The sequence below is a fragment of the Actibacterium sp. XHP0104 genome, assembly GCF_025751515.1.
In the GTDB taxonomy this organism is placed as follows: Bacteria; Pseudomonadota; Alphaproteobacteria; order Rhodobacterales; family Rhodobacteraceae; genus Actibacterium_D.
Window position 1 is genome coordinate 284,321 of the sequence record NZ_JAOWLE010000002.1, and the last position, 24,216, is coordinate 308,536.

Annotated in this window: 19 protein-coding genes; 11 read left to right on the top strand and 8 right to left on the bottom strand. The window is 65.7% G+C overall.

Annotation, left to right across the window (positions count from 1 at the left end; translation table 11 throughout):
• Positions 1-6 precede the first annotated feature (6 nt).
• Positions 7-1,836, top strand: coding sequence for an ABCB family ABC transporter ATP-binding protein/permease (locus OE856_RS05830; protein ID WP_263715114.1), 1,830 nt, complete (start codon positions 7-9; stop codon positions 1,834-1,836).
• A gap of 3 nt (positions 1,837-1,839) precedes the next feature.
• Here OE856_RS05830 and OE856_RS05835 read toward each other — a convergent pair whose 3' ends face one another.
• Together OE856_RS05835 and OE856_RS05840 are read right to left on the bottom strand one after the other, a co-directional pair.
• Entirely contained in the window at positions 1,840-5,436 is a 3,597-nt protein-coding gene (locus OE856_RS05835; RefSeq protein WP_263715115.1) for an efflux RND transporter permease subunit, read from the bottom strand.
• Positions 5,433-6,524: an efflux RND transporter periplasmic adaptor subunit gene (locus tag OE856_RS05840; protein ID WP_263715116.1), complete on the bottom strand. Its 1,092-nt coding sequence runs from the start codon at positions 6,522-6,524 to the stop codon at positions 5,433-5,435. Before OE856_RS05840 ends, OE856_RS05835 begins: the two co-directional genes overlap by 4 nt.
• 187 nt (positions 6,525-6,711) lie before the next feature.
• Between OE856_RS05840 and OE856_RS05845 the strand changes: the two genes are divergently transcribed.
• The 3 genes from OE856_RS05845 to der are packed head-to-tail and all read left to right on the top strand — an operon-like array spanning position 6,712 to position 10,234.
• Complete coding sequence (locus tag OE856_RS05845; RefSeq protein ID WP_263715117.1) at positions 6,712-7,356, top strand: hypothetical protein; 645 nt, start codon at positions 6,712-6,714, stop codon at positions 7,354-7,356.
• Positions 7,357-7,400: 44 nt separating this feature from the next.
• Positions 7,401-8,726, top strand: coding sequence for a PQQ-like beta-propeller repeat protein (locus tag OE856_RS05850; protein ID WP_263715118.1), 1,326 nt, complete (start codon positions 7,401-7,403; stop codon positions 8,724-8,726).
• Positions 8,727-8,773: 47 nt separating this feature from the next.
• Complete coding sequence (gene der, locus OE856_RS05855) at positions 8,774-10,234, top strand: ribosome biogenesis GTPase Der (RefSeq protein WP_263715119.1); 1,461 nt, start codon at positions 8,774-8,776, stop codon at positions 10,232-10,234.
• Between the two features lie 2 nt (positions 10,235-10,236).
• On the opposite strand, the gene edd is transcribed toward der, so the two are convergent.
• Positions 10,237-12,042: a phosphogluconate dehydratase gene (edd, locus tag OE856_RS05860; protein ID WP_263715120.1), complete on the bottom strand. Its 1,806-nt coding sequence runs from the start codon at positions 12,040-12,042 to the stop codon at positions 10,237-10,239.
• Between the two features lie 179 nt (positions 12,043-12,221).
• Here edd and OE856_RS05865 point away from each other — a divergent pair, with 179 nt between their 5' ends.
• Genes OE856_RS05865 through OE856_RS05875 form a run of 3 tightly spaced genes read left to right on the top strand, consistent with a single transcriptional unit; the run spans position 12,222 to position 14,676 of the window.
• Positions 12,222-12,893, top strand: a complete 672-nt coding sequence (locus tag OE856_RS05865) for a DUF6778 family protein (RefSeq protein WP_263715121.1) — start codon at positions 12,222-12,224, stop codon at positions 12,891-12,893.
• Positions 12,894-12,934: 41 nt separating this feature from the next.
• Positions 12,935-14,134, top strand: coding sequence for an RSP_2647 family RNA methyltransferase (locus OE856_RS05870; protein WP_263715122.1), 1,200 nt, complete (start codon positions 12,935-12,937; stop codon positions 14,132-14,134).
• On the top strand, positions 14,131-14,676 hold the full coding sequence (locus tag OE856_RS05875) for an RSP_2648 family PIN domain-containing protein (protein ID WP_263715123.1): 546 nt from the start codon (positions 14,131-14,133) through the stop codon (positions 14,674-14,676). Before OE856_RS05870 ends, OE856_RS05875 begins: the two co-directional genes overlap by 4 nt.
• A gap of 167 nt (positions 14,677-14,843) precedes the next feature.
• Here OE856_RS05875 and eno read toward each other — a convergent pair whose 3' ends face one another.
• From eno to OE856_RS05895, 4 genes are all read right to left on the bottom strand, one after another.
• Positions 14,844-16,118, bottom strand: a complete 1,275-nt coding sequence (gene eno, locus OE856_RS05880; RefSeq protein WP_263715124.1) for a phosphopyruvate hydratase — start codon at positions 16,116-16,118, stop codon at positions 14,844-14,846.
• A gap of 99 nt (positions 16,119-16,217) precedes the next feature.
• Complete coding sequence (locus tag OE856_RS05885; RefSeq protein ID WP_263715125.1) at positions 16,218-17,084, bottom strand: DMT family transporter; 867 nt, start codon at positions 17,082-17,084, stop codon at positions 16,218-16,220.
• 113 nt (positions 17,085-17,197) lie between these two features.
• Complete coding sequence (locus tag OE856_RS05890) at positions 17,198-18,091, bottom strand: fructose bisphosphate aldolase (RefSeq protein ID WP_263715126.1); 894 nt, start codon at positions 18,089-18,091, stop codon at positions 17,198-17,200.
• Positions 18,092-18,192: 101 nt separating this feature from the next.
• On the bottom strand, positions 18,193-19,386 hold the full coding sequence (locus OE856_RS05895) for a phosphoglycerate kinase (RefSeq protein WP_263715127.1): 1,194 nt from the start codon (positions 19,384-19,386) through the stop codon (positions 18,193-18,195).
• A gap of 142 nt (positions 19,387-19,528) precedes the next feature.
• Between OE856_RS05895 and OE856_RS05900 the strand changes: the two genes are divergently transcribed.
• The 3 genes from OE856_RS05900 (at position 19,529) to OE856_RS05910 (ending at position 21,626) form a co-directional block, all read left to right on the top strand.
• A complete protein-coding gene (locus OE856_RS05900) occupies positions 19,529-20,035 on the top strand; it encodes a peptidylprolyl isomerase (RefSeq protein WP_263715128.1) in 507 nt (168 codons plus the stop codon).
• Positions 20,028-20,576 carry a peptidylprolyl isomerase gene (locus OE856_RS05905; RefSeq protein WP_263715129.1) on the top strand — a complete coding sequence of 183 codons (549 nt, stop codon included), beginning with the start codon at positions 20,028-20,030 and terminating at the stop codon, positions 20,574-20,576. Before OE856_RS05900 ends, OE856_RS05905 begins: the two co-directional genes overlap by 8 nt.
• A 90-nt stretch (positions 20,577-20,666) precedes the next feature.
• Entirely contained in the window at positions 20,667-21,626 is a 960-nt protein-coding gene (locus OE856_RS05910; RefSeq protein ID WP_263715130.1) for a DUF3179 domain-containing protein, read from the top strand.
• A 156-nt stretch (positions 21,627-21,782) separates the two neighbouring features.
• Here the strand turns inward: OE856_RS05910 and tyrS are convergent, their stop codons facing one another.
• On the bottom strand, positions 21,783-23,033 hold the full coding sequence (gene tyrS, locus OE856_RS05915) for a tyrosine--tRNA ligase (RefSeq protein ID WP_263715131.1): 1,251 nt from the start codon (positions 23,031-23,033) through the stop codon (positions 21,783-21,785).
• Between the two features lie 68 nt (positions 23,034-23,101).
• Between tyrS and OE856_RS05920 the strand changes: the two genes are divergently transcribed.
• Positions 23,102-24,202, top strand: a complete 1,101-nt coding sequence (locus OE856_RS05920; RefSeq protein WP_263715178.1) for an anhydro-N-acetylmuramic acid kinase — start codon at positions 23,102-23,104, stop codon at positions 24,200-24,202.
• Positions 24,203-24,216: the final 14 nt, after the last annotated feature.

Genomic DNA, 24,216 nt, shown 5'->3' on the forward strand with positions numbered 1-24,216 from the left:
AACGACATGGCGCGCAGACCAACCACCAGCGAGATCTCAAGGCTTGAACGCGCCAGCGCGCTGCGCACCATGGCGCGGGTCGGGCCCTATCTGTGGCCCGAGGGGCAGCCCTGGGTCAAACGCCGCGTGGTGCTGGCGTTGGCGCTGCTGGCTCTGGCCAAGGTCATCGCCGTGGCTACCCCGTTTCTCTACAAGGCCGCCGTCGACACCCTGGCGGGCGAGGCGACCGACCCGGCCTGGGCGCTGGGGGCGGGGGCCGTTGGCCTGACCGTCGCCTATGGCATGGCCCGCGCCATGACCGTTGGTTTTCAGCAATTGCGCGACGGCATCTTTGCCCGCGTCACCCAGCGCGCCCTGCGCAGCCTGGCCCTGGAAACCTTTCAGCATATCCACGCGCTGTCGCTGCGCTATCACATCACCCGCAAGACCGGCGGGCTTAGCCGGATCATCGAGCGTGGCGTGAAAGGCGTTGAGTTCCTGCTGCGCTTCATGCTGTTCAGCGTCGGGCCGCTGATCCTGGAGCTGACCCTGGTCGCGATCATTTTCTACACCGTGTTCGATGTGTGGTACCTGGCCATCGTGGTCGGCACGATTCTGCTTTACGTGCAGTTCACCTTCAAGGTGACCGAATGGCGGGTGAAGATCCGCAAGCAGATGAATGACCAGGACACCGATGCCAACCAAAAGGCCATCGACAGCCTGCTGAACTTTGAAACCGTGAAATATTTCGGGGCCGAGGCGCGCGAGGCCGAACGCTATGACGCGGCCATGGCAGGCTATGAAGAGGCGGCGATCAAGACCTCGCAGTCGCTGGCCATCCTGAACTTTGGCCAGTCCGTGCTGATCACCGCCGGCCTGGTGGGCGTGATGATCCTGGCGGCAATGGGCGTGCAGGCGGGCGAGCTGACCGTGGGCGATTTCGTCATGGTCAACGCCTATATGATGCAGATCACCCAGCCGCTGAACTTCCTTGGCACGGTCTACCGCGAGATCCGCCAAAGCCTGGTCGATATGGGCGAGATGTTCGACCTCTTGGAACAGCCCGCCGAAGTCACCGACAAGCCCGACGCCCCGGCGCTGCGCGTCAATGGCGGCGCGGTGCAGCTGGACAATGTCGTGTTCGGCTATGAGGCCGCGCGGCCGATCCTCAAGGGCGTGTCGATCGACGTGCCGGCCGGCGGGTCGGTGGCGCTGGTCGGGCCGTCGGGCTCTGGCAAATCGACCATCGGGCGGCTGTTGTTCCGCTTTTATGACGTGAACGGCGGCGCGCTGCGCATCGACGGGCAGGATGTGCGCGATGTGACCCAGACCAGCCTGCATGACGCCATCGGCGTGGTGCCGCAGGATACGGTGCTGTTCAACGACACGGTATTCTACAACATCGCCTATGGCCGCCCCGAGGCCACCCGCGCCGAGATCGAGGCCGCCGCCCGTGCCGCCAAGATCCACGATTTCATCGTCAGCCTGCCCGAAGGCTATGACACCAAGGTGGGCGAGCGCGGCCTGAAACTGTCGGGCGGCGAGAAACAGCGCGTGGGCATTGCGCGCACCCTGCTCAAGAACCCGCCGATCCTGCTGTTGGACGAGGCCACCAGCGCGCTGGACAGCGAGACCGAGCGCGAGATCCAGGCCGAGCTCAAGGCCATGGGGCAGGGGCGCACCGTGCTGACCATCGCCCACCGCCTGTCGACCATCGTCGATGCCGACGAGATTGTCGTGCTGGAAAACGGCGAAGTGGCCGAGCGCGGCCGCCATGACGACCTGCTGGCCCGTGGCGGGCGCTATGCCAGCATGTGGACGCGCCAGCAATCCGAAGAAGAGGACGACGCGGCCTAAGCCTTACTCGGCCGCGCGCACGTTGGAACCGTCCTTGCCCTGCGCATCATCGGCCTCGATGGCGGAACGCAGCGCCGCGATCTGTTGCGACTGATCCTCCGAGGGCGGCACGTCGGGATCCTCGATCCAGACCAGTTCGGGCGACTCCAGTTTCCGAGCCGCGCGGTTCAGCGCCAGATCGCGCGCCGCCTGGCTGTCGGGGCCGCGCGACAGGGCGCTCAGCCGCCGGGTCGAGCTATAGACCCCCGTCCAGAACCACACCCGCAGCGCCAGCATCGACGGAGTAAAGACCAGCGTCAGAACCGTCGAGATCCCCAGCCCGAACACAACCGCCGTGGCCAGCTGTTTCCACCACAGCGCCGTGGGGCTGTCGATCGAATAGCCGCCGTTGAAGAAATCGAAACTCAGCCCGAACATCATCGAGGCCAGGCCGGCCATCGTGGTGACCGTGGTCAGCAGCACCGGGCGGATCCGCGCCTCGGCGGTGCGGGTGATCGCCTCGATCCGGGGCATGTATTGGCTGAATTCCTGATAGGTGTCGATCAGCACGATGTTGTTGTTCACCACGATCCCCGCCAGCGCCACGATGCCGGTGCCGGTCATGATGATGCTGAAGGTCTGGTCCATCACCAGCATGCCGATCAGCACGCCCGTGGTCGACAGCACCACCGCCATCAGCACCAGCGTGGCGTTGTAGAAACTGTTGAACTGCGCCAGCAGGACGATGAACATCAGCCCCAGCGCCCCGGCAAAGGCCTGGGTGAGGAAGGCCTGGCTTTCGGCCTGGTCTTCCTGGTCGCCGGTCCATTCCCAGTCGATGCCCGCGGGCAGGGGTTTCTCGGTCTCCAGCCATTCGGTCAGCAGGGCGATGCGCTCGGTCGGGTTCAGCGGCTGGCCCGCGTCATTGGTCAGGCTGGCATCCACCCCCGCCTTGACGTCGAAAAAGCGCGCGCCGTCGACGCGGGTGATCTGGCCCAGCTTGGCGACCGGGGTGCGGGTGATGAAATTCGCCAGCGGCACAAGGCCGTCATTGGTGCCCACCTTCAGGCTGTCGAGCGTCGAGAGCACCCGGTCCTCTTCGGGCAGGCGCACGCGGATGTCGATTTCCTCGTCCGAGCTGGGCACCCGCATCGTATCCAGCAAGATGCCGCGCGTGACCAGCTGCACCATGCCGCCCACCGTGGCCACATCGGCGCCATAGCGCCCGGCCTTTTCCACATCGACATCGATCTGCCAGTCGATGCCGGGCAGGGGCAGCGTGTCTTCGATATCGGTCAGGCCGGGGGTGTCCTCGAACCTGGCGCGCACGATTGCGGTGGCGGCCAGCAGGTCGTCCCAGTCGTCGCCCTTGACCCGCAGATGCACAGGCTTGGGCGAGGCCGGACCCATCGACAGATCAAGGATCTCTGTCCGAACGCCGGGGATCCTTTCCAGCCCGGCGCGGATTTCGTTCAGCACCAGGTTGCCGTCCAGCGCGGGGTCGTCCTTGCGGTCTTCCCAGCGCACCAGCTCGATCTGCACCTGGCCGACTGTGTCCAGCGGCGGCTGCGCGCCGCCCGTATTGGCATCCAGCCCGCCACTGCCGGCAAAGGCAAAGGCGTTCATCACGCCCGGATGCGCAAGGGCGATGGCCTCGGCCTGGGCGACCAGCGCATCCTGCTGTTCCAGCGACAGGTTGCCCCGCGCGCGGACATAGACAATCGCCTGTTCGGGCTCGGACTCGACAAAGAACTCGATGCCCTTGCTGTTCTGGCCATAGGCAATGAACACCCCTACCACAAAGGCGATGACGGCGGCGATGGTGATCAGCGGCATCACCGGGTTGCCCGAGATGAAATGGATCATGTGCCCGAACCAGCTGCGGCGATAGCCGGCGGCCACGCGGGTGCGGTGATGGTCGGGCTTGACGGCGGTCATCGCGATCGAGACCCCGGCCGCGCCAATGGCAAACAGCACCCCGCCAAGCGCCACGCCGCCCGCGCCGCCCGACCCGATATAGGTCGGGTTCAGCATCTGCATGCAGCCCACGAACACCACGAACAGCGTGATCGGCACCAGCGCGATACGCAGCCACAGCGGGCGCGGATGCACATGCGCCGCGATCCGGTCCAGCGTGCGCGACCAGCGCCCCGCAACCCCGCCCATGACCGGCAGATAGATCAGCGCAACCACCAGGCTGGCCGACAGAACAAAGATCAGCGTGACCGGCAGCATGCCCATGAATTCGCCCGGCACGCCCGGCCAGAACAGCATCGGCAGAAAGGCGCAAAGCGTCGTCGCGGTCGAGCTGACGATCGGCCAGAACATCCGCTTGGCCGCGTCGGTAAACGCATGCATCGGCCCGGCGCCCTCGGAGATGCGGCGGTCGGCATATTCGACCACCACGATGGCGCCATCGACCAGCATCCCCACCGCCAGGATCAGACCGAACATCACGATGTTCGAGATCGGCACCCCGATCAGCCCCAGCAGCACGAAACACAACAGGAAAGATGTCGGGATCGCAAAACCCACCAGCAGCGCCGAGCGCGAGCCAAGGAAGGCCAGCACCACGATCATCACCAGCGCGATCGCCGTCAGGACCGAGCCTTCGAGCTGTTGCACCATCGAGGCGATCGTATGCGACTGATCCATCGAGGTGCCGACCTTGACCGCGCGTTGCAGTTCGGGCGGCCAGCTGGCGCGCTCGGCCTCGACCTCGGCGCGGATCAGCGCGGCGGTGTCGATGATGTTGAAGCCCTTGCGCTTGACCACCTGCAAGGCAACCGTGGTTTCGCCGTTGAACCGGGCCGTGCCCTCGCGATCCTGGAAGGTCAGGCGGATCTCGGCCAGATCGCCCATCGTGACCACCCGGTCGCCATTGATCTTGATCGGCAGGTTATAGACATCCTGCGGATCGTCGAAAGACGACGGGATCTTGACCGAAAACGCGCCGCCCGCGGTTTCGACCTCGCCCGCGGCGATCAGCTGGTTGTTGTTCACAACGACGCGGATCAGCTCGTCTGCGGTGACGTTATAGGCCTCCAGCCGCAGCGGGTCGATCACCACCTCAAGCATCTCGTCGCGCTGCCCGGCCAGCCCGGCCTCCAGCACCGCGTCCAGCCCTTCCAGGCGGTCCTGCAAATCCTTGGCCACACGCAATAGCGTGCGCTCGGGCACATTGCCCGACAGGTTCACGATCAGGATCGGGAATTCGGAAAAGTTGATTTCCGTCAGTGAGTATTTCTCGGCCCCCGCCGGAAACTCGGCCTCGGCGGTGTTCATCGCGTCGCGGATATCGGCGATGATCTTGGTCTTGTCCCAGCCGAATTCAAACTCGAGCGCCACGCCGGCATAGCCCTCTGCCGCCGTGGCCGACATGCTTTTCAGCCCGTCGAGATCCGATAGTTCGGTCTCCATCGGCTTGACCAACAGCTTTTCGGCATCCTCGGCCGAGATGCCGGGGAAGGGGACAGACACGAAAATCGCCGGGATCTCGATATCCGGCTCGCCCTCTTTGGGCAGGTTCGCATAGGCCAGCGCCCCCGCCACGATCGAGAGCACGATGAACGCGATCACCATGCGGGCGTGTTTGGCCGCCCAGTCGACAAGTCCGGTCATTGCGCGGCCCCGTTAAAGCTGGGCTGCACCGGCACGCCGTCGGACACGTATTCTTGGCCGATGGTGATGATGTCGGCGGTTTCGGGCAGGCCTGCCAGCCAGACACCCTGAATGCTGTCGCGAAGCACGGTGACCGGCACGAACAGGGCCTGGTTGCCGTCGCCCACGATCCGCACGCCGATCTCGCCCGCGTCATTCAGCGTCAGTGCCGATTGCGGCACCAGATGCGCCGAACGGTCGCCCGAGGCCAGAACCATTTCCACGGTCTGGCCATCGCGGATCGACATGTCGGCATTGGGAATTTCCACTTCGACGCGGAAGGTGCGCGTCGCCGGGTCGGCCGAGCGGCCAATGAAGGTCACGTTGCCTGTGACCTCGGCGCCGGTGGCCAGACGGGCCCCGGCCCGGGCGTTGGCTTCGACCTTGGCCACCTCGGTTTCGGGCAGAAAGCCCACCAGCTTGATCGGGTCAAGCTGGATCACTGTGGCGCAAAGGCTGCCCGGTTGCAGCAGCGCGCCCAGCTCGGCCGCGTCGGTTTCCAAAAGGCCGGCAAAGGGCGCGCGGATGCTCAGGCGTTCGATCTCGCGCTCGGCGGCGGCGACGCCGGCCCGGGCGGCCTCGATCGCTGCACCGGCCGAGGCGGCGCGACTTTCCGAGGCATAGCCTTCCTGGCGCAGGCGCTGCGCGGCATTGTCGTTGATTTCGGCCTCGGCCAGGCGGGCGCGAGCCTCGGCCAGGGCGGCCTCGCGGGTGCCCGGGTCAAGCTCGCACAGCATATCGCCCGCATCCACACGCGCGCCCTTGCGCAGCGGCTCGGAAATCACCCGGCCGGCGGTTTCCGCCATGACGCTGACCTGCCGCGCGGCCTCGGTCCGGCCCCGCACCAGCACCAGGTCGCTGACCGCGACGGCCTGCGAATGGACGGCCACGACGGGCACGGTCTCTGCCAGATCGGTTCCGGCCTCTTCGGTGGCGGTCTCGGCGCTTGGTTCCACCCCGGCAACGGCCAAGACGGTGCCGCGCTCCATGATCAGAAGATACAGGCCAAGGGCAACCGCAACAGCGATGACAAACGAAACGATACGCATGAAAACCTCAAACGCTTTGACGCACTAATATGATTAGGTCCGTGCATACTAAACCGACCAGTTCAAAATACGTCTTCCCGCCGCCAGAGGCAAGCATCCGGGCAATAACCTTGGCGCAGGGCTTGGCAAGCAAAGCCGCGCTGGGGTAAGACCACGGCATATGTCCCGGTCCGCGCGGAGAGAGCCGATGCACCATCCTGACAGTTTCATCGACGAGGTGACCGAAGAGGTTCGCCGCGACAAGTTGTTCGCAACATTCCGAAAATACGGCTGGATCGGCCTTGTGGCGGTGGTTGCCATCGTCGGCGGGGCGTCGTGGATCGAGTACCAGAAGGCAAGCGATCGCGCCGCCGCGCAGGATCTGGGCGACACTCTGGTCGCCGCGATGGCCCAAGATGACGCTGCGGCACGTGTGGCCGCGCTGGATGGCGCCGGGGCCGCGGGCGATGCCGGGGCGATTGCCGCGCTGCTGGCGGCAGGCGAATCCGACGGGGCCGAGGCCGCGGCCCGCTATCAGGCCGTTGCCGAAAACATGGCGCTGCCCGACAGTTATCGCCAGCTGGCCACCATCCGCATGGTCGTGGCCCAGGGCGCCGATGCCCCCGCCGCCACCCGCCGCGCCGCGCTGGAACCGCTGGCCGCGCCCGGACAGCCCTTTCGCCCGATCGTGCTGGAACAGCTGGCTCTGATCGCCACCGAAGAGGGTGACACGGATACCGCCATCGCCCATCTGCGCGAGGCCATTGCCGCCAGCGATGCCACAGCGGGCTTGCGTCAGCGCGCCAGTCAGTTGATTGTGGCCCTGGGCGGCTCGCTGGACGATCCGTCCTGAAACAAATTGCGCCCGCAAGCGGGGCAAAGACGAGGGGCAGGGCCGTGAAACTGAGCCAAACCATCGCATTACTGGCAGCGCTTGGCGTGCTGGGCGCCTGCGACCGCGAAGTCATTCTCGAGGGTGAACGCATCGACGTGCGCGACTCGTTCCTGGCCGACGCCACCGACGCGCCCGCCGAGCAAGACGCAGCCCCCGTGGCTCGCGCCCTCAGCCTGCCGGCCGCGCAAGCGCTGAGCGAATGGACCCAGACCAATGGCGGCCCCGCCCATGCACCGCTGCACCACGATTACGCCGGTAACGGCACGCTGATCTGGTCGGCCAATATCGGCGAGGGCAACAGCCGCCGCTATCGCATCGCCAGCGACCCGGTCGTGGCCGATGGCCGGATCTTTACCATCGACGCCCAGAACCGCGTGATGGCGCATTCGTCCGATGGTGCCGCGCTGTGGAGCACCGACCTCGTTCCCGCAACCGACAATGCCAAGGACGCCAATGGCGGCGCGCTGGCCTATGGCGATGGGCAGCTGTTCGTGACCAGCGGCTTTGGCCAGCTGTCGGCGCTTGACCCCGCCACCGGCGCCGTGACCTGGGTGCAGGATACCGATGCCGCCATGAGCGGCGCCCCCGCCTACAAGGACGGGCTGGTCTATGTGGTGGCTCGTGACAATTCTGCCTGGGCGATCCGCGCGCAGGATGGCCGCGTGCAGTGGCAACTGCCCGGTACGCCGTCGCCCTCGGGCCTGCTGGGCGCCGCCGCACCCGCCGTGTCCGAGCGTGTCGTGATCTTTCCGTTTGGCGCCTCCGAGCTGACCGCCACCCTGCGCAAGGGCGGCATCCGGGTCTGGGGCAGCTCTGTCTCGGGCCAGCGCCGCGGCCGCGTCTATTCGACCATCAGCGACGTGACCGGCGACCCGGTCATGGTCGGCGATACGGTCTATGTCGCCACCCAGTCGGGCCGCACCGTGGCCCTGACCGCCGCTGGCGGCGACCGGATCTGGACCGCCGAAGAGGGCAGCTATAGCCCCGTTCTGCCCATCGGTGGCGCGGTGTTCCTGACCTCGGATGCCGGGCAGCTGATCCGCCTTGACGCCGAGACCGGCGAAACCGTCTGGGCCGTCGATCTGCCCTATTTCACCAAGGAAAAGATCAAGCGCCGCAAGGCCGTGCATGCCCATTACGGGCCGGTCATGGCCAATGGCCGGCTGATCGTGGCCTCGGATGACGGGCTGATCCGGTTCTTCTCGCCCGAGGATGGCAGCCTGATCTCGACCGCGCCCATCCCCGGCGGTGCCGCGTCCGAGCCGGTGATCGTCGGCGGGGTGATGTATATCCTTGGCGCCAAGGGGCAACTCCACGCTTTCCGCTGACGCGGGAATGGTATATGCGGGCGCCCTGACATCTGCAGGAGCCTGAGATGAGCTTTACCCTTGCCATTGTGGGCCGGCCCAATGTGGGCAAGTCCACCCTGTTCAACCGCCTGGTTGGCAAACGCCTGGCGCTGGTCGATGACCAGCCCGGCGTGACGCGCGACCTGCGCGAGGGCGAGGCGCGCCTGGGCGACCTGAAATTCACCGTGATCGACACCGCCGGCCTGGAAGAGGTCACCGACGAAAGCCTTCAGGGCCGTATGCGCCGCCTGACCGAACGCGCCGTCGAAATGGCCGATATCTGCCTGTTCCTGATCGACGCCCGCGCCGGGGTACTGCCCTCGGACGAGGTGTTCGCCGACATCCTGCGCCGCAAGAACGCCCATGTGATCCTGGCCGCCAACAAGGCCGAAGGCTCTGCCGCCGATGCCGGCGTGATCGAGGCCTATGGCCTGGGTCTGGGCGAACCGATCCGCCTCTCGGCCGAGCATGGCGAGGGTCTGAACGATCTCTATTCGCAGCTGTTGCCCCTGGCGGACGAATTCGAAAAACGCGCCGCCGAAATTGCGCCCGAGACCGATGTCGATGTCTCGGATGACGACGACGATGACGGCCCGCGCAAAATCACCCAAGCCAACCCGATGCAGGTTGCGGTTGTCGGGCGTCCGAATGCCGGAAAATCGACCCTTATCAACGCTTTGCTTGGCGAAGATAAGATGTTGACCGGCCCCGAGGCCGGCATCACCCGCGACGCGATCTCGACCCAGTTCAACTGGTCTGGCACGCCGGTGCGCATCTGGGATACGGCCGGGATGCGCAAGAAGGCCAAGGTGCAGGAAAAGCTGGAAAAGCTGTCCGTGTCCGACGGCCTGCGCGCGGTGAAATTTGCCGAAGTCGTGGTGGTGCTGCTGGACGTGGAAATCCCGTTCGAGCAGCAGGACCTGCGCATCGCCGACCTGGCCGAGCGTGAAGGCCGCGCCGTGGTCATCGCGGTCAACAAATGGGATCTCGAGGACGAGAAACAGGACAAGCTGAAAGAGCTGAAAGAGGAATTCGCGCGCTTGCTGCCCCAGCTCAAGGGCGCGCCGCTGATCACCGTGTCGGCCAAGACCGGTCGCGGCCTCGATCGCCTGCATGACGCCGTGATCCGCGCCTATGACATCTGGAACCGCCGTGTTTCGACCGCGCGCCTGAACCGCTGGCTTACGGGTATGCTCGAGGTGCACCCGCCTCCGGCGCCGGGCGGCAAGCGGATCAAGCTGCGTTATATGACGCAGGTGAAAACCCGTCCGCCCGCGTTTGTCGTGATGTGTTCGCATCCCGACAAGATGCCCGACAGCTATAAACGCTATCTGGTCAACGGGTTGCGGCAGGATTTTGACATGCCCGGCACGCCGATCCGGCTGACGCTGCGCGGCCAGGGTGACAAGAACCCCTATAAGGGCAAGACGAAATCGACGCCGTCGCGCCTGCGCAAGCACCTGGGCAAGGGCCCGGCGGGCGGCTAGGCCTAGACCACGACCGAGGCCCCGCTGGTGGCGGGGCCGACGGTCTGACGGAACATCTCGAACAATTCGCGCCCGATGCCGTGGCGGTTGGCCGACAGGTCTGCCGTAACCGGCGTGCGACTGTCGAAACCATCGGCCAGCACCTGCAACGTGCCCGCATCGGCATCCAGCCGCACCATGTCGCCGTCACGCAGGCGCGCGATCGGGCCGCCCTCGGCCGCTTCGGGGCTGACATGGATCGCAGAGGGCACCTTGCCGCTGGCACCCGACATGCGGCCATCGGTAACCAGCGCCACCCGCAGCCCGCGCTGTTGCAGCACCGACAGGGTGGGGGTCAGACCGTGCAGCTCGGGCATGCCATTGGCGCGCGGCCCCTGAAACCGCACCACGACCACGGTGTCAGAGGTGAATTCGCCCGCCTTGAAGGCCGCCTTGACCGCATCCTGATCATGAAACACCCGCGCCGGGGCCTCGATCACGTGGCGATCATCGGCCACGGCCGAGACCTTGATGATCGCACGCCCCAGATTGCCGGTCAGGCTTTTCAGCCCGCCCGTCGGCTGGAACGGGTCGCGCGCGGGGCGCAGGATCTTGTCGTTCTGGCTGATCCGCGGGGCAGGGGCCCAGGTCAGGTGGCCGCCCTTTAGCTGCGGGTCAGTGCAATAGTCGCGCAGCCCACCGCCGGTCACGGTCATCGTGTCGTCATGCAGCAGGCCCGCGTCCAACAGCTCGCCGATCAGATAGGCCAGCCCGCCCGCCGCGTGGAAATGGTTCACATCGGCCAGCCCGTTGGGATAGACCCGCGCCATCAGCGGCACCACCGCCGACAGATCGGCGAAATCGTCGATATCGATGTGAATGCCCGCCGCCCGCGCCATGGCCGGCAGGTGCAGCGCCAGGTTGGTTGACCCGCCCGTGGCCATCAGCCCGACAATGCCGTTCACAAAAGCCTTTTCATCCAACACCTTGCCCGCCGGACGATAGTCATTGCCAAGTGCGGTGATCTCGATCGCGCGGCGGGTTCCCGCCACGGTCAGCGCCTTGCGCAAAGGCGTGTTCGGGTTGACGAAAGACGCGCCCGGCAGGTGCAGGCCCATGATCTCCATCAGCATCTGGTTGCTGTTGGCAGTGCCGTAGAATGTGCAGGTTCCGGGGCCGTGATAGCTGGCCATCTCGGCCGCCATCAGGGCGTCACGCCCGACCTCGCCAGTGGCGAACTGCTGACGCACCCGGGCCTTTTCGTCATTGGGCAGCCCGCTGGTCATCGGCCCCGCGGGCAGGAACACCGCCGGGATATGCCCGAAGGTCGCCGCCGCCATCACCAGCCCCGGCACGATCTTGTCGCACATGCCCAGATAGATCGCGGCATCATAGCAGTTATGGCTCAGCGCCACCCCCGCCGACAGGGCGATCACATCGCGCGAAAAGAGGCTCAGCTCCATCCCAGGCTGGCTTTGCGTCACCCCGTCGCACATCGCCGGCACGCCGCCCGCCACCTGCGCCGTGGCGCCTGCGCGGCGTGCGGTGTCGCGAATGAGGGCGGGGTAGGTCTCGAACGGCTGATGCGACGACAGCATGTCGTTATAGGCCGTCACGATTCCGATATTGGGGGCGCGGCCCTCGGCCAGTGCTGCCTGATCGTCGCCCATCGCGGCATAGGCATGGGCCTGGTTGCTGCATCCCAGATGGGCGCGCACGGGGCCGGTTTCGGCGGCGCGGGCAATGCGATCGAGATAGGCGGCGCGGCTGTCGGCCGAGCGGCGGATGATGCGTTCGGTGACCTCTAGCAGGGCGGCGTTCAGGGCCATCTTGGTCCTTTGTTGGAAGATACTGCGGCAATGGCCCAGCTATACCCGGTAGCGATAACATTGCCAAGCGCGCAGGCCGCCGCCCCGGAAACGCATAAAGTTTTCCGCAAATTCGCCCGATTTGCCCGTCAGGCTTGACCCTGAGCAGAAGGGCCGAAAAGCGCCCGAAGGAGATGGACATGAAACCCACGCGCCTGATCTTGGGCCTGATTGCCGCCCTGGGGCTGTCGGCCTGCATGAGCGTCGATACCGCCTCGCGCGATCGGCTGTTGCCCGCGCCGCAACCCGCGGTCAGCGAGACCCCGGCCGGTGATTACCTGCATTCGTTGCAGTTCCCCTATCACGTCACCCGCGTCGATGTGCGCGTGCCCGAGACCCTCAAGGTGTCCGAGGCCAACAGCTATAAGCCCATCGCCGATATCGTCTGGCGCGAAGACCCGTTCGGCAACCGGTACGATCAGGTGCAGACCATCGTGCAGGGCGCCGCCGATCAGGCGCTGGCGAACATGACCATGGGCTATCCGGTGACGGTCGATATCCAGATCGCGCGGTTCCACGCCCTGACCGAGCGCACCCGTTACAGCGTCGGTGGCCGCCACGAGATCAGCTATTTCATCGCCATCTATGACGCCAACAGCGGCGCGGTGATCGAACCGCCGCGCCTGATCTCGCTGAATTTTCAGGCCTATGGCGGCGCCCGCGCGCTTGAGGCGATGAGCCGGGGCGAAACCCAGAAAGTGCGCATCACCAGCCATATGATCGACTCGATCCGCCACGAGATCGACTATCGCAGCCTGCCTGCACCCTTCCTGCCGCTCGGGCTGGCATCTTACGGCTCGCGAGGGCTCTGATCCCTCTTTCGCAACGCCCGCGAAGGCAGTAGGAGGAAGGCATGACAGCCTCCTCTTATCCCATCGTGCGCCTGCGCCCCAAGGCAAACGCGCGCGCCATCCGCCACGGCTTTCCGTGGGTCTATGACAACGAACTGGTCACCGACCGCCGCACTAAGGCGCTGTCGCCGGGCACGATTGCCGTGCTCGAGGACGACGCGCGCCACGAAATCGGGCTGGTGACGGTCAACCCCAACTCGAAAATCATCTGCCGGATGCTGGATCGCGACACCGGTGCGAGCATCGACGAGGCCTGGCTGGAAGCCCGCCTGCGCGCCGCGTTCGAGATGCGCGAACGCCTGTTCGACGCGCCGTTCTATCGTCTGATCCATGCCGAGGCCGACGGCCTGCCCGGCGTGGTGATCGACCGCTTTGGCGATGTCGCGGTGATCCAGCCCAACGCCGCCTGGGCCGATGTGCTGATCGAACCGCTGGCCGCCGCATTGGCACGCGTCGCCGGGGTCAGCACTATCGTCATGAACGGCACTGGCCGCGCGCGCGGGCTTGAGGGCCTGTCCGACGAGACCCGCGTAATGCAAGGCGCCATTGACGCGCCCGTGCCCGTGCCGATGAACGGCGCCACCTATATGGCCGATATCATGGGCGGGCAGAAAACCGGCCTGTTCTACGACCAGCGCCCCAACCACGCCTTCGCCGCCCGCCTGTCGCGCGGCGCGCGGGTGCTGGATGTATTCTCGCATGTCGGGGGCTTTTCGCTGGCCGCGCTGGCCGGGGGCGCCGAACAGGCGCTAGCGGTTGACGGCTCTGCCGCCGCGCTGGACCTGGCCGAACAGGGCGCCGCCGCCATGGGCATGTCGGGCCGCTTTGCCACCCGCAAGGGCGATGCCTTTGCCGTGATGACCTCCCTGGCCGAAGAAGGCGCCCAGTTCGACGTGGTGATCTGCGATCCGCCGGCCTTTGCCCCGTCGAAAAATGCGCTCGAGGCCGGCCTGCGCGCCTATGAACGCGTTGCCCGCCTGGCCGCGCCGCTGGTTGCGCCGGGGGGCTATCTGGGGCTTTGTTCGTGCTCTCATGCCGCCGACCTGGCGAAATTCCGCGGCGCCAGCACCCGTGGCATCGGCCGCGCCGGACGCACCGCGCAACTTCTGCACACCGGCTTTGCCGGGCCCGACCACCCGCTGATGCCGCAACTGGCGGAATCGGGCTACCTCAAGGCGCTGTTCTACCGCCTGCTGCCATGAAGGTGCTGCTCGACGCCTGCGTGCTCTACCCGACGGTCCTACGCGAGATCCTGCTCTGCGCGGCCGGGCAGGGGTTGTTCACCCCGCTATGGTCGGATCGCATCCTCGAAGAATGGGCTCGCGCCGCCCGCAAGATCGGTCCCACCGGCGAGGCCCAGGCCCGCGCCGAGATCGCCCTGGTGCAGCTGGCCTGGTCCAACGCCATTGTGCAGCCCGCCCCCGGCACCGAGGCCCGCCTCTGGTTGCCCGACCCGGCCGATATTCATGTCCTGTCCGCGGCCATCACCGGCTCGGCCGATATCCTGCTGACCTTCAACGCCAAGGACTTCCCGCGCCACACGATGACCGAGGAAGGGCTGGAACGTCTCGACCCCGACCAGTTCCTGATGCGCCTGAAAGCGGAAAACCCCAACGTGATCGCCCGATGCGTGGCCAAGGTGCACGACGAGGCCTGCCGCCTGTCGGGCGAAGACCTGGACCTGCGCGCGCTGATGAAGCGGGCGCGGTTGCCCAGGTTGGGCAAGGCAATAAGCCGCCTCTAGCGCCGGGGCTCTGCCCCGGACCCCGGGATATTTATGCGAAAAAGAAGGGGAATTCTTCTTCGGAAAAATATCCCCGCCGGAGGCCCCTGAGCGGCCCAGCGGCCCAACGGGCCGCGAGGCAAAAGAAATGACCGGCCCCGAAGGGCCGGTCTCAATTTGGCAAAGCCTTATTTCAGGATCGAACGGCCGGCATATTCGGCGGTTTCGCCCAGGGCCTCTTCGATGCGGATCAGCTGGTTGTATTTCGCCAGCCGGTCCGAACGCGCAAGGCTGCCGGTTTTGATCTGGCCACAGTTGGTCGCGACCGCCAGGTCGGCGATGGTGGCGTCTTCGGTCTCGCCCGAGCGGTGCGACATCACGTTAGTGTAGCGCGCGCGGTGGGCCATATCGACGGCAGCCAGGGTTTCGGTCAGGCTACCGATCTGGTTGACCTTGACCAGCATCGAGTTTGCGACGCCCTGCTTGATACCATCGGCCAGGCGGGCGGGGTTGGTGACAAAGAGGTCGTCGCCGACCAGCTGCACCTTGTCGCCGATCTTGTCGGTCAGGATCTTCCAGCCTTCCCAGTCGTCCTCGGACATGCCGTCCTCGATCGAGATGATCGGGTAGTCGACGCAGAGCTGAGCTAGGTAGTCGGCGTTTTCTGCCGAGGTCAGCGATTTGCCTTCGCCGACCATCTCGTACTTGCCGTTCTTGTAATACTCGGTCGAGGCGCAATCGAGCGCCAGGTAGATGTCTTCGCCGGGCTTGTAACCGGCTTTCTCGATCGAGGTCAGGATCAGGTCGAGCGCGGCGCGGGTCGACTCGATATTGGGCGCAAAGCCGCCCTCGTCGCCCAGGCCGGTGCTGAGGCCGGCGGCGGTCAGCTCTTTTTTCAGCGTGTGGAACACCTCGGAGCCCATGCGCACGGCGTCACGGATATTCGTGGCGCTGACCGGCATGATCATGAATTCCTGGATGTCGATCGGGTTGTCGGCATGTTCGCCGCCGTTGATGATGTTCATCATCGGCACGGGCAGAACGCGGGCCGAGGTGCCGCCGACATAGCGGAACAGCGGCTGCGCGGTGAAATCGGCGGCGGCCTTGGCCACGGCCAGCGACACGCCCAAGATGGCGTTGGCGCCCAGGCGGGCCTTGTTGGGGGTGCCGTCCAGCTCGATCATGGCGCGGTCGATGGCGACCTGTTCGGTGGCGTCAAAGCCCACCAGCGCCTCGGCGATCTCGCCGTTGACGGCGGCGACGGCGTCCAGCACGCCCTTGCCCATGTAGCGGCTCTTGTCGCCATCGCGGCGCTCGACGGCCTCATGTGCGCCGGTCGAAGCGCCCGAGGGCACGGCGGCGCGGCCCATGGTGCCGTCTTCCAGGATCACGTCCACCTCGACGGTGGGGTTGCCGCGGCTGTCGAGGATTTCGCGGCCGATGATGTCGATGATGATGCTCATGGAGCCAGTCCTTCAAAGGGTCAGATTTGCCGGCTGTTTAGCAGCCCTCCGGGGGATGGGAAACGGCCGTTACCGTTAACTTTCCGCTTTTTCCGCCTGTTAGCGCTGTCGCAACAGGCGGCGTTCGCGCAGGAAGGTGTAAAGCCCCGAGGTGATGATGATCGCGGCCCCGGTCAGGGTCAACACGTCGGGCGTTTCGCTGAAGACGGTGACGCCGACGATCATCGCGAACAGCAGGCGGAAATAGCGAAACGGCGTCACGACGGCCACATCGCCGATGCGCGTCGCCTCGACCACGGCATAGTATCCGGCCGGGCCCATGACCGAGGCGCCCAACAGGTAAAGCGCCGACTGCCCGGTCACGGGCGTGGCCCCGCCGCTGATCGCCAGCATCACCGCGCCCACCGGCACCAGCACTGCGAATCCCCAGGCGGCCAGTTGCAGCGAGCTGAGCGTTGCCGGCACGCGGCGTACCGACAGGTCGCGCAGCGCCAGCCCGGCGACGGCGATCACCGCGAACAGCGATGCCGGCTGAAACCCGTCCAGCCCCGGCTGCACCACCATCAGAACGCCGATCATCCCGATGCCGATCGCCAGCCAGCGCCGCCACCCGACCTGCGCCTTGAAGACGATCGCAGCCCCCAGCGTCACCGCCAGCGGTGTGGCCTGCAGGATCGCGCTGGCCGAGGAGATCGGTGTCAGGGCGATGGCGGTGATAAACCCCACTCCGGCAACAATTTCGCCCAGGTTGCGCAGCAGCACCGGCGCGGTGAACAGATCACGCGCGAACAGCGACAGCCCGTGCCGGCGGGCAAAGAGGAAAAAGATGAACGCCCCCGCCGCCCCCAGGATCATCATGATCTGGCCCACGGGCATATGTTCGCTGGCGAGCTTGATGAACATGTCCTCAAGCGCGAATCCCGCCATCGAGACGGTCATCATGATTATGCCACGCAGGTTTTCCATTCTTCCGCCCTAGCGTGGATCTGTTGGCGGTAACAGGAAAAAAGATGCAAGGCAGATATGCAATGAAAAGGGGGGCTGAAGGCCCCCCTGGTGCAAGCGCGTTCGGCCGGTGATCAGCCCGCGACCGAGGCCGCGTAGATGCTGTCGATCGCGGCGCCCAGCATGGCGTCGAATTCGGCGTCCGACTGCTGGGCCGACAGGCCCTCGGTCAGGCCGCGCGAAAAGCTGGCGATCATGCCGGTGTTTTGCGACAGCTTGTCGTTGGCCTCGTCGCGGCTATAGCCGCCCGACAGGGCGACGACGCGCAGCACGCGCGGGTGGTTGATCAGCGGCGCATAGAGGTTGGCCTTGGTCGGCAGGGTCAGCTTCAGCATCACCTGCTTGTCCTCGGGCAGCGCGTCGAGCTGGGCCTTGATCTCGGCCAGCAGGATGTCTTCGGCCTGCGGCTTGTCGGCGATGCTGATGGTCACCTCGGGCTCGATGATCGGCATCAGCCCGTGGCTCAGGATCTGTTTGCCGATCTCGAACTGCTGGGCGACGACGGCCTTGATGCCCGTCGCATTGGCGGCATCGATCACCGAGCGCATCTTGGTGCCGAAAATGCCTGCCTTGACCGCACGTTCCAGCAGGGCATCCAGATCGGGCATGGCTTTCATCAGCTTGACGCCGTTGGCGGCGTCATCAAGGCCCTTGTCGACCTTGAGAAACGGCACGACGCGGCGCTTGTCCCACAGGTAGGTGGCGGTGGGGATGCCGTCGATCGCGCGGTCCATGGTCATCTCGAACAGGATGGCGCCGATGATCTTGTCGCCGGTAAAGGCGGGCGACTTGATGATGCGCGAACGCATCTCGTGGATCAGGCCATACATTTCCTCGTCGCCCGAATAGGCGTTTTCCTCGATGCCATAAAGGCGCAGCGCCTTGGGGGTCGAGCCGCCGCTCTGGTCAAGCGCGGCGATGAAACCGTCGCCGGTGCGGATCTGTTCAAGCTGGGCCTGGTTGGTCATGATATCACTCTTATGCTGAAATCGCGGAACTTGGCCGCTTGATAGGCGAGGGGGGGCGGGGTTGCAATTCTGGTGGCGCTAACTGGCGCGCTGCCGGGGCGTCAGCTTTCCAGAACCGCCACACCGGGCAGGGTTTTGCCCTCCATCCATTCCAGGAATGCGCCGCCCGCGGTCGAGATATAGGTAAAGTCGTCCGAGGCATTCGCCACGTTCAGCGCCGCGACCGTGTCGCCGCCGCCCGCGACCGAGATCAGGCTGCCCTCGCGGGTCAGCGCCGCCGCGCGCGCGGCAGCGGCCTTGGTGGCGGCATCAAACGGGACCAGCTCGAACGCGCCCAGCGGGCCGTTCCAGATCAGCGTCTTGCACTTGTCGAACACTTCGCAGATGCGCGCCACGGTATCGGGGCCGGCATCCAGGATCATCGCATCGGCCGGGCAGCAATCGGCGGGCAGAACCTCATGCGCGGCGCCGGCGGCGAATTCGCGCGCCACGACGATGTCGTCGGGCAGCACGATCTGGCAGCCGGTGCGGTCGGCCTTTTCCATGATCTCGCGGGCGGTTTCGGCCATTTCCAGCTCGGCCAGCGAAATGCCGATGGTCAGCCCGCGCGCGGCCAGAAACGTGTTCGCCATGCCGCCGCCGATCACCAGGTAATCGACCTTGCGCACCAGGTTGCCCAAGAGGTCAAGCTTGGTCGAGACCTTGGCCCCGCCCACAACAGCCACCAGCGGCCGCTCGGGCGCCGACAGCGCGGCCTCGAGCGCGTTCAGCTCGGCCTCCATCAGGCGACCGGCGGCATGGGGCAACAGCCGCGCCACGCCCTCGGTCGAGGAATGCGCCCGGTGCGCGACCGAAAACGCATCGCTGACATAGATATCGCCCAGTGACGCCAGCGCGGCCGACATCTGGGGGTCGTTCTTTTCCTCGCCCTTGTGAAAGCGGGTGTTCTCCAACACCAGAACCGCGCCGGGCTGCAACGCGTCCACCGCCGCGCGGGCCACGTCGCCGATGCAATCTTCGGCAAAGATCACCGGGCTGTCGCCCATGGCGGTCTCAAGCGCGGGCAGAACCTGGCGCAGGCTCATCTCGGGCACATACTTGCCTTTGGGGCGATCGAAATGCGCCAGAAGAACCGGCTTGCCGCCCTTGTCCATGATGTCGCGCAGGGTGGGCACGATACGTTCGATGCGGGTCGCATCGGTCACGCGGCCATTGTCGACAGGCACGTTGATATCCACCCGGACCAGAACGACCTTGCCGGCCATGTCCATGTCGTCGAGCGTTTTCCAAGCCATGTCTCATCCCTCCTGATCGGCAGCGTGCCGCCTATACACCCGGAACCGCCCCGGGCGTCAACCGTCCGCGCGGTGTTGGGCCTTTTCTTCCTGCCCGCAGCACACTAGGCTCCGCCCGGATTTCAGACAGGAGGACCGGCGCATGGCCGAGATCAAAGACCCCGAAAACACCATCCTGATGGAGCTTAAAGACGGCACCGTCGTTATCGAGCTGCTGCCCGACGTGGCCCCCCAGCACTGCGCCCGCATCAAGGACCTGGCTCGCGCCGGTGCCTATGACAACGTGGTGTTTCACCGTGTGATCGACGGTTTCATGGCCCAGTCGGGCGACGTCGAGAACGGCAATACCGAAAAGAACTACAACCCCTCGCGCGCCGGCACCGGTGGCTCGGACCTGCCCGATCTGCCGGCCGAGTTCTCGAAACTGCCGCATGACCGCGGCACCCTGGGCGCGGCGCGCTCGATGAACCCGAACTCGGCCAACAGCCAGTTCTTCATCAATTTCAAGGACAACCACTTCCTCAACGGCCAATACACCGTCTATGGCCGCGTTGTTTCCGGGATGGAACATGTCGATGCGATCACCCGCGGCGAGCCGCCCGCGAATCCCGACAAGATGCTCAGCGTCAAGGTGGCTGCCGATGCGTAAGCTTGCGCTGGCCCTGTCGCTGCTGGCGGCCGGCCCGGCGCTGGCCACGGGCATCCAGATCGAGGTCGAGGGCCAGGCCAACGGCGTGATCACCATCGACCTCTTTGAAGACATCGCCCCTCAGCATGCCGAGCGCATCGCCACCCTGGCCGCCGAAGGCGCCTATGACGGCGTGGTGTTCCACCGTGTGATCGACGGCTTCATGGCCCAGACCGGCGACGTGGAATTCGGCCTGATGGGCCGCGACATGCGTGACGCGGGCAAGGGCGGATCGAAACTGCCCGACCTGCCGGCCGAGTTTTCGGACGTTCCCTATGACCGGGGAATCGTCGGCATGGCCCGTTCGCGCGACCCTGATTCCGCCAACAGCCAGTTCTTCATCATGTTCGCACCGGTCTACCAGCTGAACGGCGACTATACCGTTGTCGGCAAGGTGACCAAGGGCATGGACGTGGTCGACGCCATCAAGCGCGGCCAGGGCCGCAACGGCGAGGTCATGGGCAAACCCGACGTGATGACCCACGTCACCGTGACCGAGTAACCATTCCTCAATCCCGCGTGAGCGGGGCTGGGACCGGGCGGCCCGTTCTGCCATCCTCTGAGACAGAGGACCGGCAGGGAGGGCCGCCCGATGCGTTTCATACTATTGCTTTGCACCATGCTCTGGGCCGCCGCCGCCCAGGCCAACCCCGATTTCTGGCGCAACGAATGGCCCCGAACCGACTTTGCCACCACCAATGTCGACAGCTGGGTCGAGATCCTGTCCGGCGGCCCCGGCAAGGACGGCATCCCCGCGCTCAGCGACCCGGCCTTCATCCCCGTCGCGGATGAAACCCGCCTGCAAGGGCGCGAGCCGGTGATCACCCTGGTGATGGGCGCCACCGCGCGCGCCTATCCGCTGCGATACCTCACTTGGCATGAAATCGTGAATGACAGCGTCGAGGGCGTGCCCGTCGCGGTGACCTTCTGCCCGCTGTGCAACTCCGCCCTGGTCTTCGATCGGCGCGTGGACGAGGGCGTGCTCGATTTCGGCGTCACCGGCAAGCTGCGCAATTCCGACATGGTGATGTATGACCGCCAAACCGAAAGCTGGTGGCAACAAGCCGTGGGGCAGGGGATCGTCGGCCATTTCACCAACCGCGATCTGACCCAGATCCCCAGCTGGCTGGAAAGCTGGGACAGCTTCCGCGCCGCCCATCCCCAGGGCCTCGTCATGGATCAACCCGAATGGCCGCGCCGCTACGGCATGAACCCCTATGTCGGCTATGACAGCACCCACCGCCCGTTCCTTTACAGCGGCGAACTGCCCCCCCACGACGTGCCCGCCCTGATGCGCGTGGTGCGGGTCGACAACCGCGCCTGGACCATGGACCGCCTCGCCGCTGAAGGCGAGATCCGCGAGGCGGGGGTGGTGATCTCGTGGGCCGAGGGCCAGGCCTCGGCGCTCGACAGCGGCATCATCGGCAAGGGCCGAGAGGTCGGCAATATCCGTGTGCGCGATGCACAGGGGCGCGATGTCGCCCATGATGTGATGTTCGCCTTCGCCTTCCACGCCTTCTGGCCAGACGGTATCTGGATGCTGCCCGAATGAGCGCCCTGTCGGGCGCAAGCTGACAAAAGAATGGGGGGCTGTTTGCCCCCCAAACCCCCCAAGGATATTTGTGCGAAAAAGAAGCCCCTTCTTCTTTGCCGAAATATCCCCGGGGGTGAATGCCGCGTTAGCGGCAGAGGGGGCAGGCAGCCCCCTTTAGCTCAGGGTGACCAGCGCGTGGCGCTTCTTGCCGGCGCTCAGCTTGAGGGGCTCGACCAAGGCGGCGGCGTCGATCATCAGGCCGGCATCGGTCAGGGGCTCGTCATTGAGGCGGGCGCCGTTCTCGGCAATCAGGCGTTTGGCCTCTTTGCCGGATTTCGCCAGGCCCGTTCTCACGATCAGCTGCACGATCGAGATGCCGTCGCCCAGCTCGTCGGCGGTCAGCGCGACGGTGGGCAGGTCGTCGCCCACGCCGCCTTTTTCGAACACTTCGCGCGCGGTGGCCTCGGCCGTGGCGGCGGCCTCGGCCCCGTGGCAGAGCGTCGTGACCTCGTTGGCGAGGATGATCTTGGCCTGGTTGATCTCCGACCCTTCCAGCGCGCCCAGCCGGTCGCAGTCCTCGATCGGCAGTTCGGTATAGAGTTTCAGGAACCGGCCCACATCGGCATCGGTAGTGTTGCGCCAGAATTGCCAGAACTCGTAGGGGCTGCGCATTTCGGCGTTCAGCCAGACCGCTCCATCGGCGGATTTACCCATCTTCTTGCCGTCCGACGTGGTCAGCAGCGGCGAGGTCAGGCCAAACACGGTGTTGTCGATCACCCGGCGCGTCAGGTCGATGCCGTTGACGATATTGCCCCACTGGTCCGAGCCGCCCATCTGCAGAAGGCAGCCATAGCGCTTGTTCAGCTCCAGGAAGTCATAGGCCTGGAGGATCATGTAGTTGAATTCGAGGAAGGACAGCGACTGTTCGCGATCAAGGCGCGATTTTACCGATTCAAAGCTGAGCATCCGGTTGACGCTGAAATGGCGGCCGATGTCGCGCAGGAATTCCAGATAGTTCAGCCCGTCCAGCCATTCGGCATTGTTCAGCATCAGCGCATCCGACGCGCCATCGCCAAAGCTCACGTATTTCGAGAACACCTGGCGGATACCGGCGATGTTGTCGTCGATCTGGTCTGGCGTCAGCAGCGGGCGCTCGTCGGCGCGGAAGGACGGGTCACCCACCTTGGTGGTGCCGCCGCCCATCAGGACCAGCGGCTTGTGCCCGGTCTTTTGCAGCCAGCGCAACATCATGATCTGGATCAGGCTGCCCACGTGCAGCGATTTCGCCGTGGCGTCGAACCCGATATAGCCCGGCACGACCCCCGCCATCAGGGCATCGTCAAGCGCCTGATAATCGGTGCAGTCGGCCAGAAAGCCGCGTTCGATCATCACGCGCAGAAAGTCGGATTTGGGCTGAAAGGTCATTGGGTCTCTTGTCCATGGCTCGCGTTTCGGCCACTCATATATCGGGCTGTGGTATGAAGGGGAAGGCCATCATGAAATCGGGCGTTCTGCGCGCGGTGGGCGCGATGTCGGGCACCTCGCTGGATGGGGTCGATGCAGCGGTGCTGGAAACCGACGGGCATGTGATCACCGGGTTCGGCGACAGTGCCTATCGGCCTTACACGGATGCCGAGCGCGCCGTGCTGCGCGCCGCGCTTGGGCGCTGGCCCGGTGATGCGGGGGTCGAAGAGGCAGCAGAGGTGGTCGAGACCGCCCATGCCGCCCTGTTGGCCGGGTTTGGCGATTGCGCGCTGGTGGGGTTTCATGGCCAGACCCTGGCCCATGATCCGGCCGGGCGGGGCACGCACCAGGTGGGCGACGGCCGCATCCTGGCCGAGGTTCTGGGCGCGCCGGTCGTGTGGGATTTTCGCAGCAGCGATGTCGAGATGGGCGGGCAGGGCGCGCCGCTGGCGCCCTTTTATCATTTCGCCTGCGCCAAGTGGATCGGCGCGACCGAGCCGCAGGTGTTCGTCAACCTGGGCGGGGTGGGCAACATTACCTGGGTCGATCCGGGCAAAGACCGCCCCGAAGAGGCGGGCGCTTTGCTGGCGTTCGACACCGGCCCGGCCAATGCGCCGCTGAATGACCTTATGCAGACCCGCCTTGGCAAGGCGCTGGACGAGGGCGGGGCGCTGGCCGCGCAGGGCACCCCCGACGAGGGGATCATCGCGCAGGTGCTGAAGGGAGGGTATTTCCTGAAAGTGCCACCCAAATCGCTGGACCGGAACGATTTCCCCGATCTGCCCGCCCGCGTGGCGGATCTGTCGGATGCGGATGCGGCGGCGACCTTGACCGCCGTTGTGGCAGCCTCGGTCGCGCGCGGGTTGGAGCATTGCCCGGCCCGGCCCGAACGCTTGTTGGTCACGGGCGGCGGGCGCCACAACCCGGTGATGATGGCGATGCTGGCCGATCGCAGCGGGTTGCCCGCCGTGCCGGTCGAGGATGTCGGGCTGGACGGCGACATGCTCGAGGCGCAGGCCTTCGCCTATCTGGCGGTGCGGGTGCTGCGCGGATTGCCGACATCCTGCCCCTCGACCACGGGCGTTGCAGCGGCCGTCGGCGGGGGCCGCGTCAGCCGCCCGCGCGCCTGATGCATTTCTGGGGT

Coding starts and splice junctions, on each gene's coding strand:
- OE856_RS05895 (WP_263715127.1), bottom strand. CDS start 19,386: ATGGCTTGGAAAACGCTCGACGACATGGACATGGCCGGCAAGGTCGTT.
- OE856_RS05885 (WP_263715125.1), bottom strand. CDS start 17,084: ATGGAAAACCTGCGTGGCATAATCATGATGACCGTCTCGATGGCGGGA.
- OE856_RS05830 (WP_263715114.1), top strand. CDS start 7: ATGGCGCGCAGACCAACCACCAGCGAGATCTCAAGGCTTGAACGCGCC.
- OE856_RS05890 (WP_263715126.1), bottom strand. CDS start 18,091: ATGACCAACCAGGCCCAGCTTGAACAGATCCGCACCGGCGACGGTTTC.
- OE856_RS05905 (WP_263715129.1), top strand. CDS start 20,028: ATGCGTAAGCTTGCGCTGGCCCTGTCGCTGCTGGCGGCCGGCCCGGCG.
- eno (WP_263715124.1), bottom strand. CDS start 16,118: ATGAGCATCATCATCGACATCATCGGCCGCGAAATCCTCGACAGCCGC.
- OE856_RS05840 (WP_263715116.1), bottom strand. CDS start 6,524: ATGCGTATCGTTTCGTTTGTCATCGCTGTTGCGGTTGCCCTTGGCCTG.
- edd (WP_263715120.1), bottom strand. CDS start 12,042: ATGGCCCTGAACGCCGCCCTGCTAGAGGTCACCGAACGCATCATCCGC.
- OE856_RS05870 (WP_263715122.1), top strand. CDS start 12,935: ATGACAGCCTCCTCTTATCCCATCGTGCGCCTGCGCCCCAAGGCAAAC.
- OE856_RS05900 (WP_263715128.1), top strand. CDS start 19,529: ATGGCCGAGATCAAAGACCCCGAAAACACCATCCTGATGGAGCTTAAA.
- OE856_RS05835 (WP_263715115.1), bottom strand. CDS start 5,436: ATGACCGGACTTGTCGACTGGGCGGCCAAACACGCCCGCATGGTGATC.
- OE856_RS05875 (WP_263715123.1), top strand. CDS start 14,131: ATGAAGGTGCTGCTCGACGCCTGCGTGCTCTACCCGACGGTCCTACGC.
- tyrS (WP_263715131.1), bottom strand. CDS start 23,033: ATGACCTTTCAGCCCAAATCCGACTTTCTGCGCGTGATGATCGAACGC.
- OE856_RS05865 (WP_263715121.1), top strand. CDS start 12,222: ATGAAACCCACGCGCCTGATCTTGGGCCTGATTGCCGCCCTGGGGCTG.
- OE856_RS05910 (WP_263715130.1), top strand. CDS start 20,667: ATGCGTTTCATACTATTGCTTTGCACCATGCTCTGGGCCGCCGCCGCC.
- OE856_RS05845 (WP_263715117.1), top strand. CDS start 6,712: ATGCACCATCCTGACAGTTTCATCGACGAGGTGACCGAAGAGGTTCGC.
- der (WP_263715119.1), top strand. CDS start 8,774: ATGAGCTTTACCCTTGCCATTGTGGGCCGGCCCAATGTGGGCAAGTCC.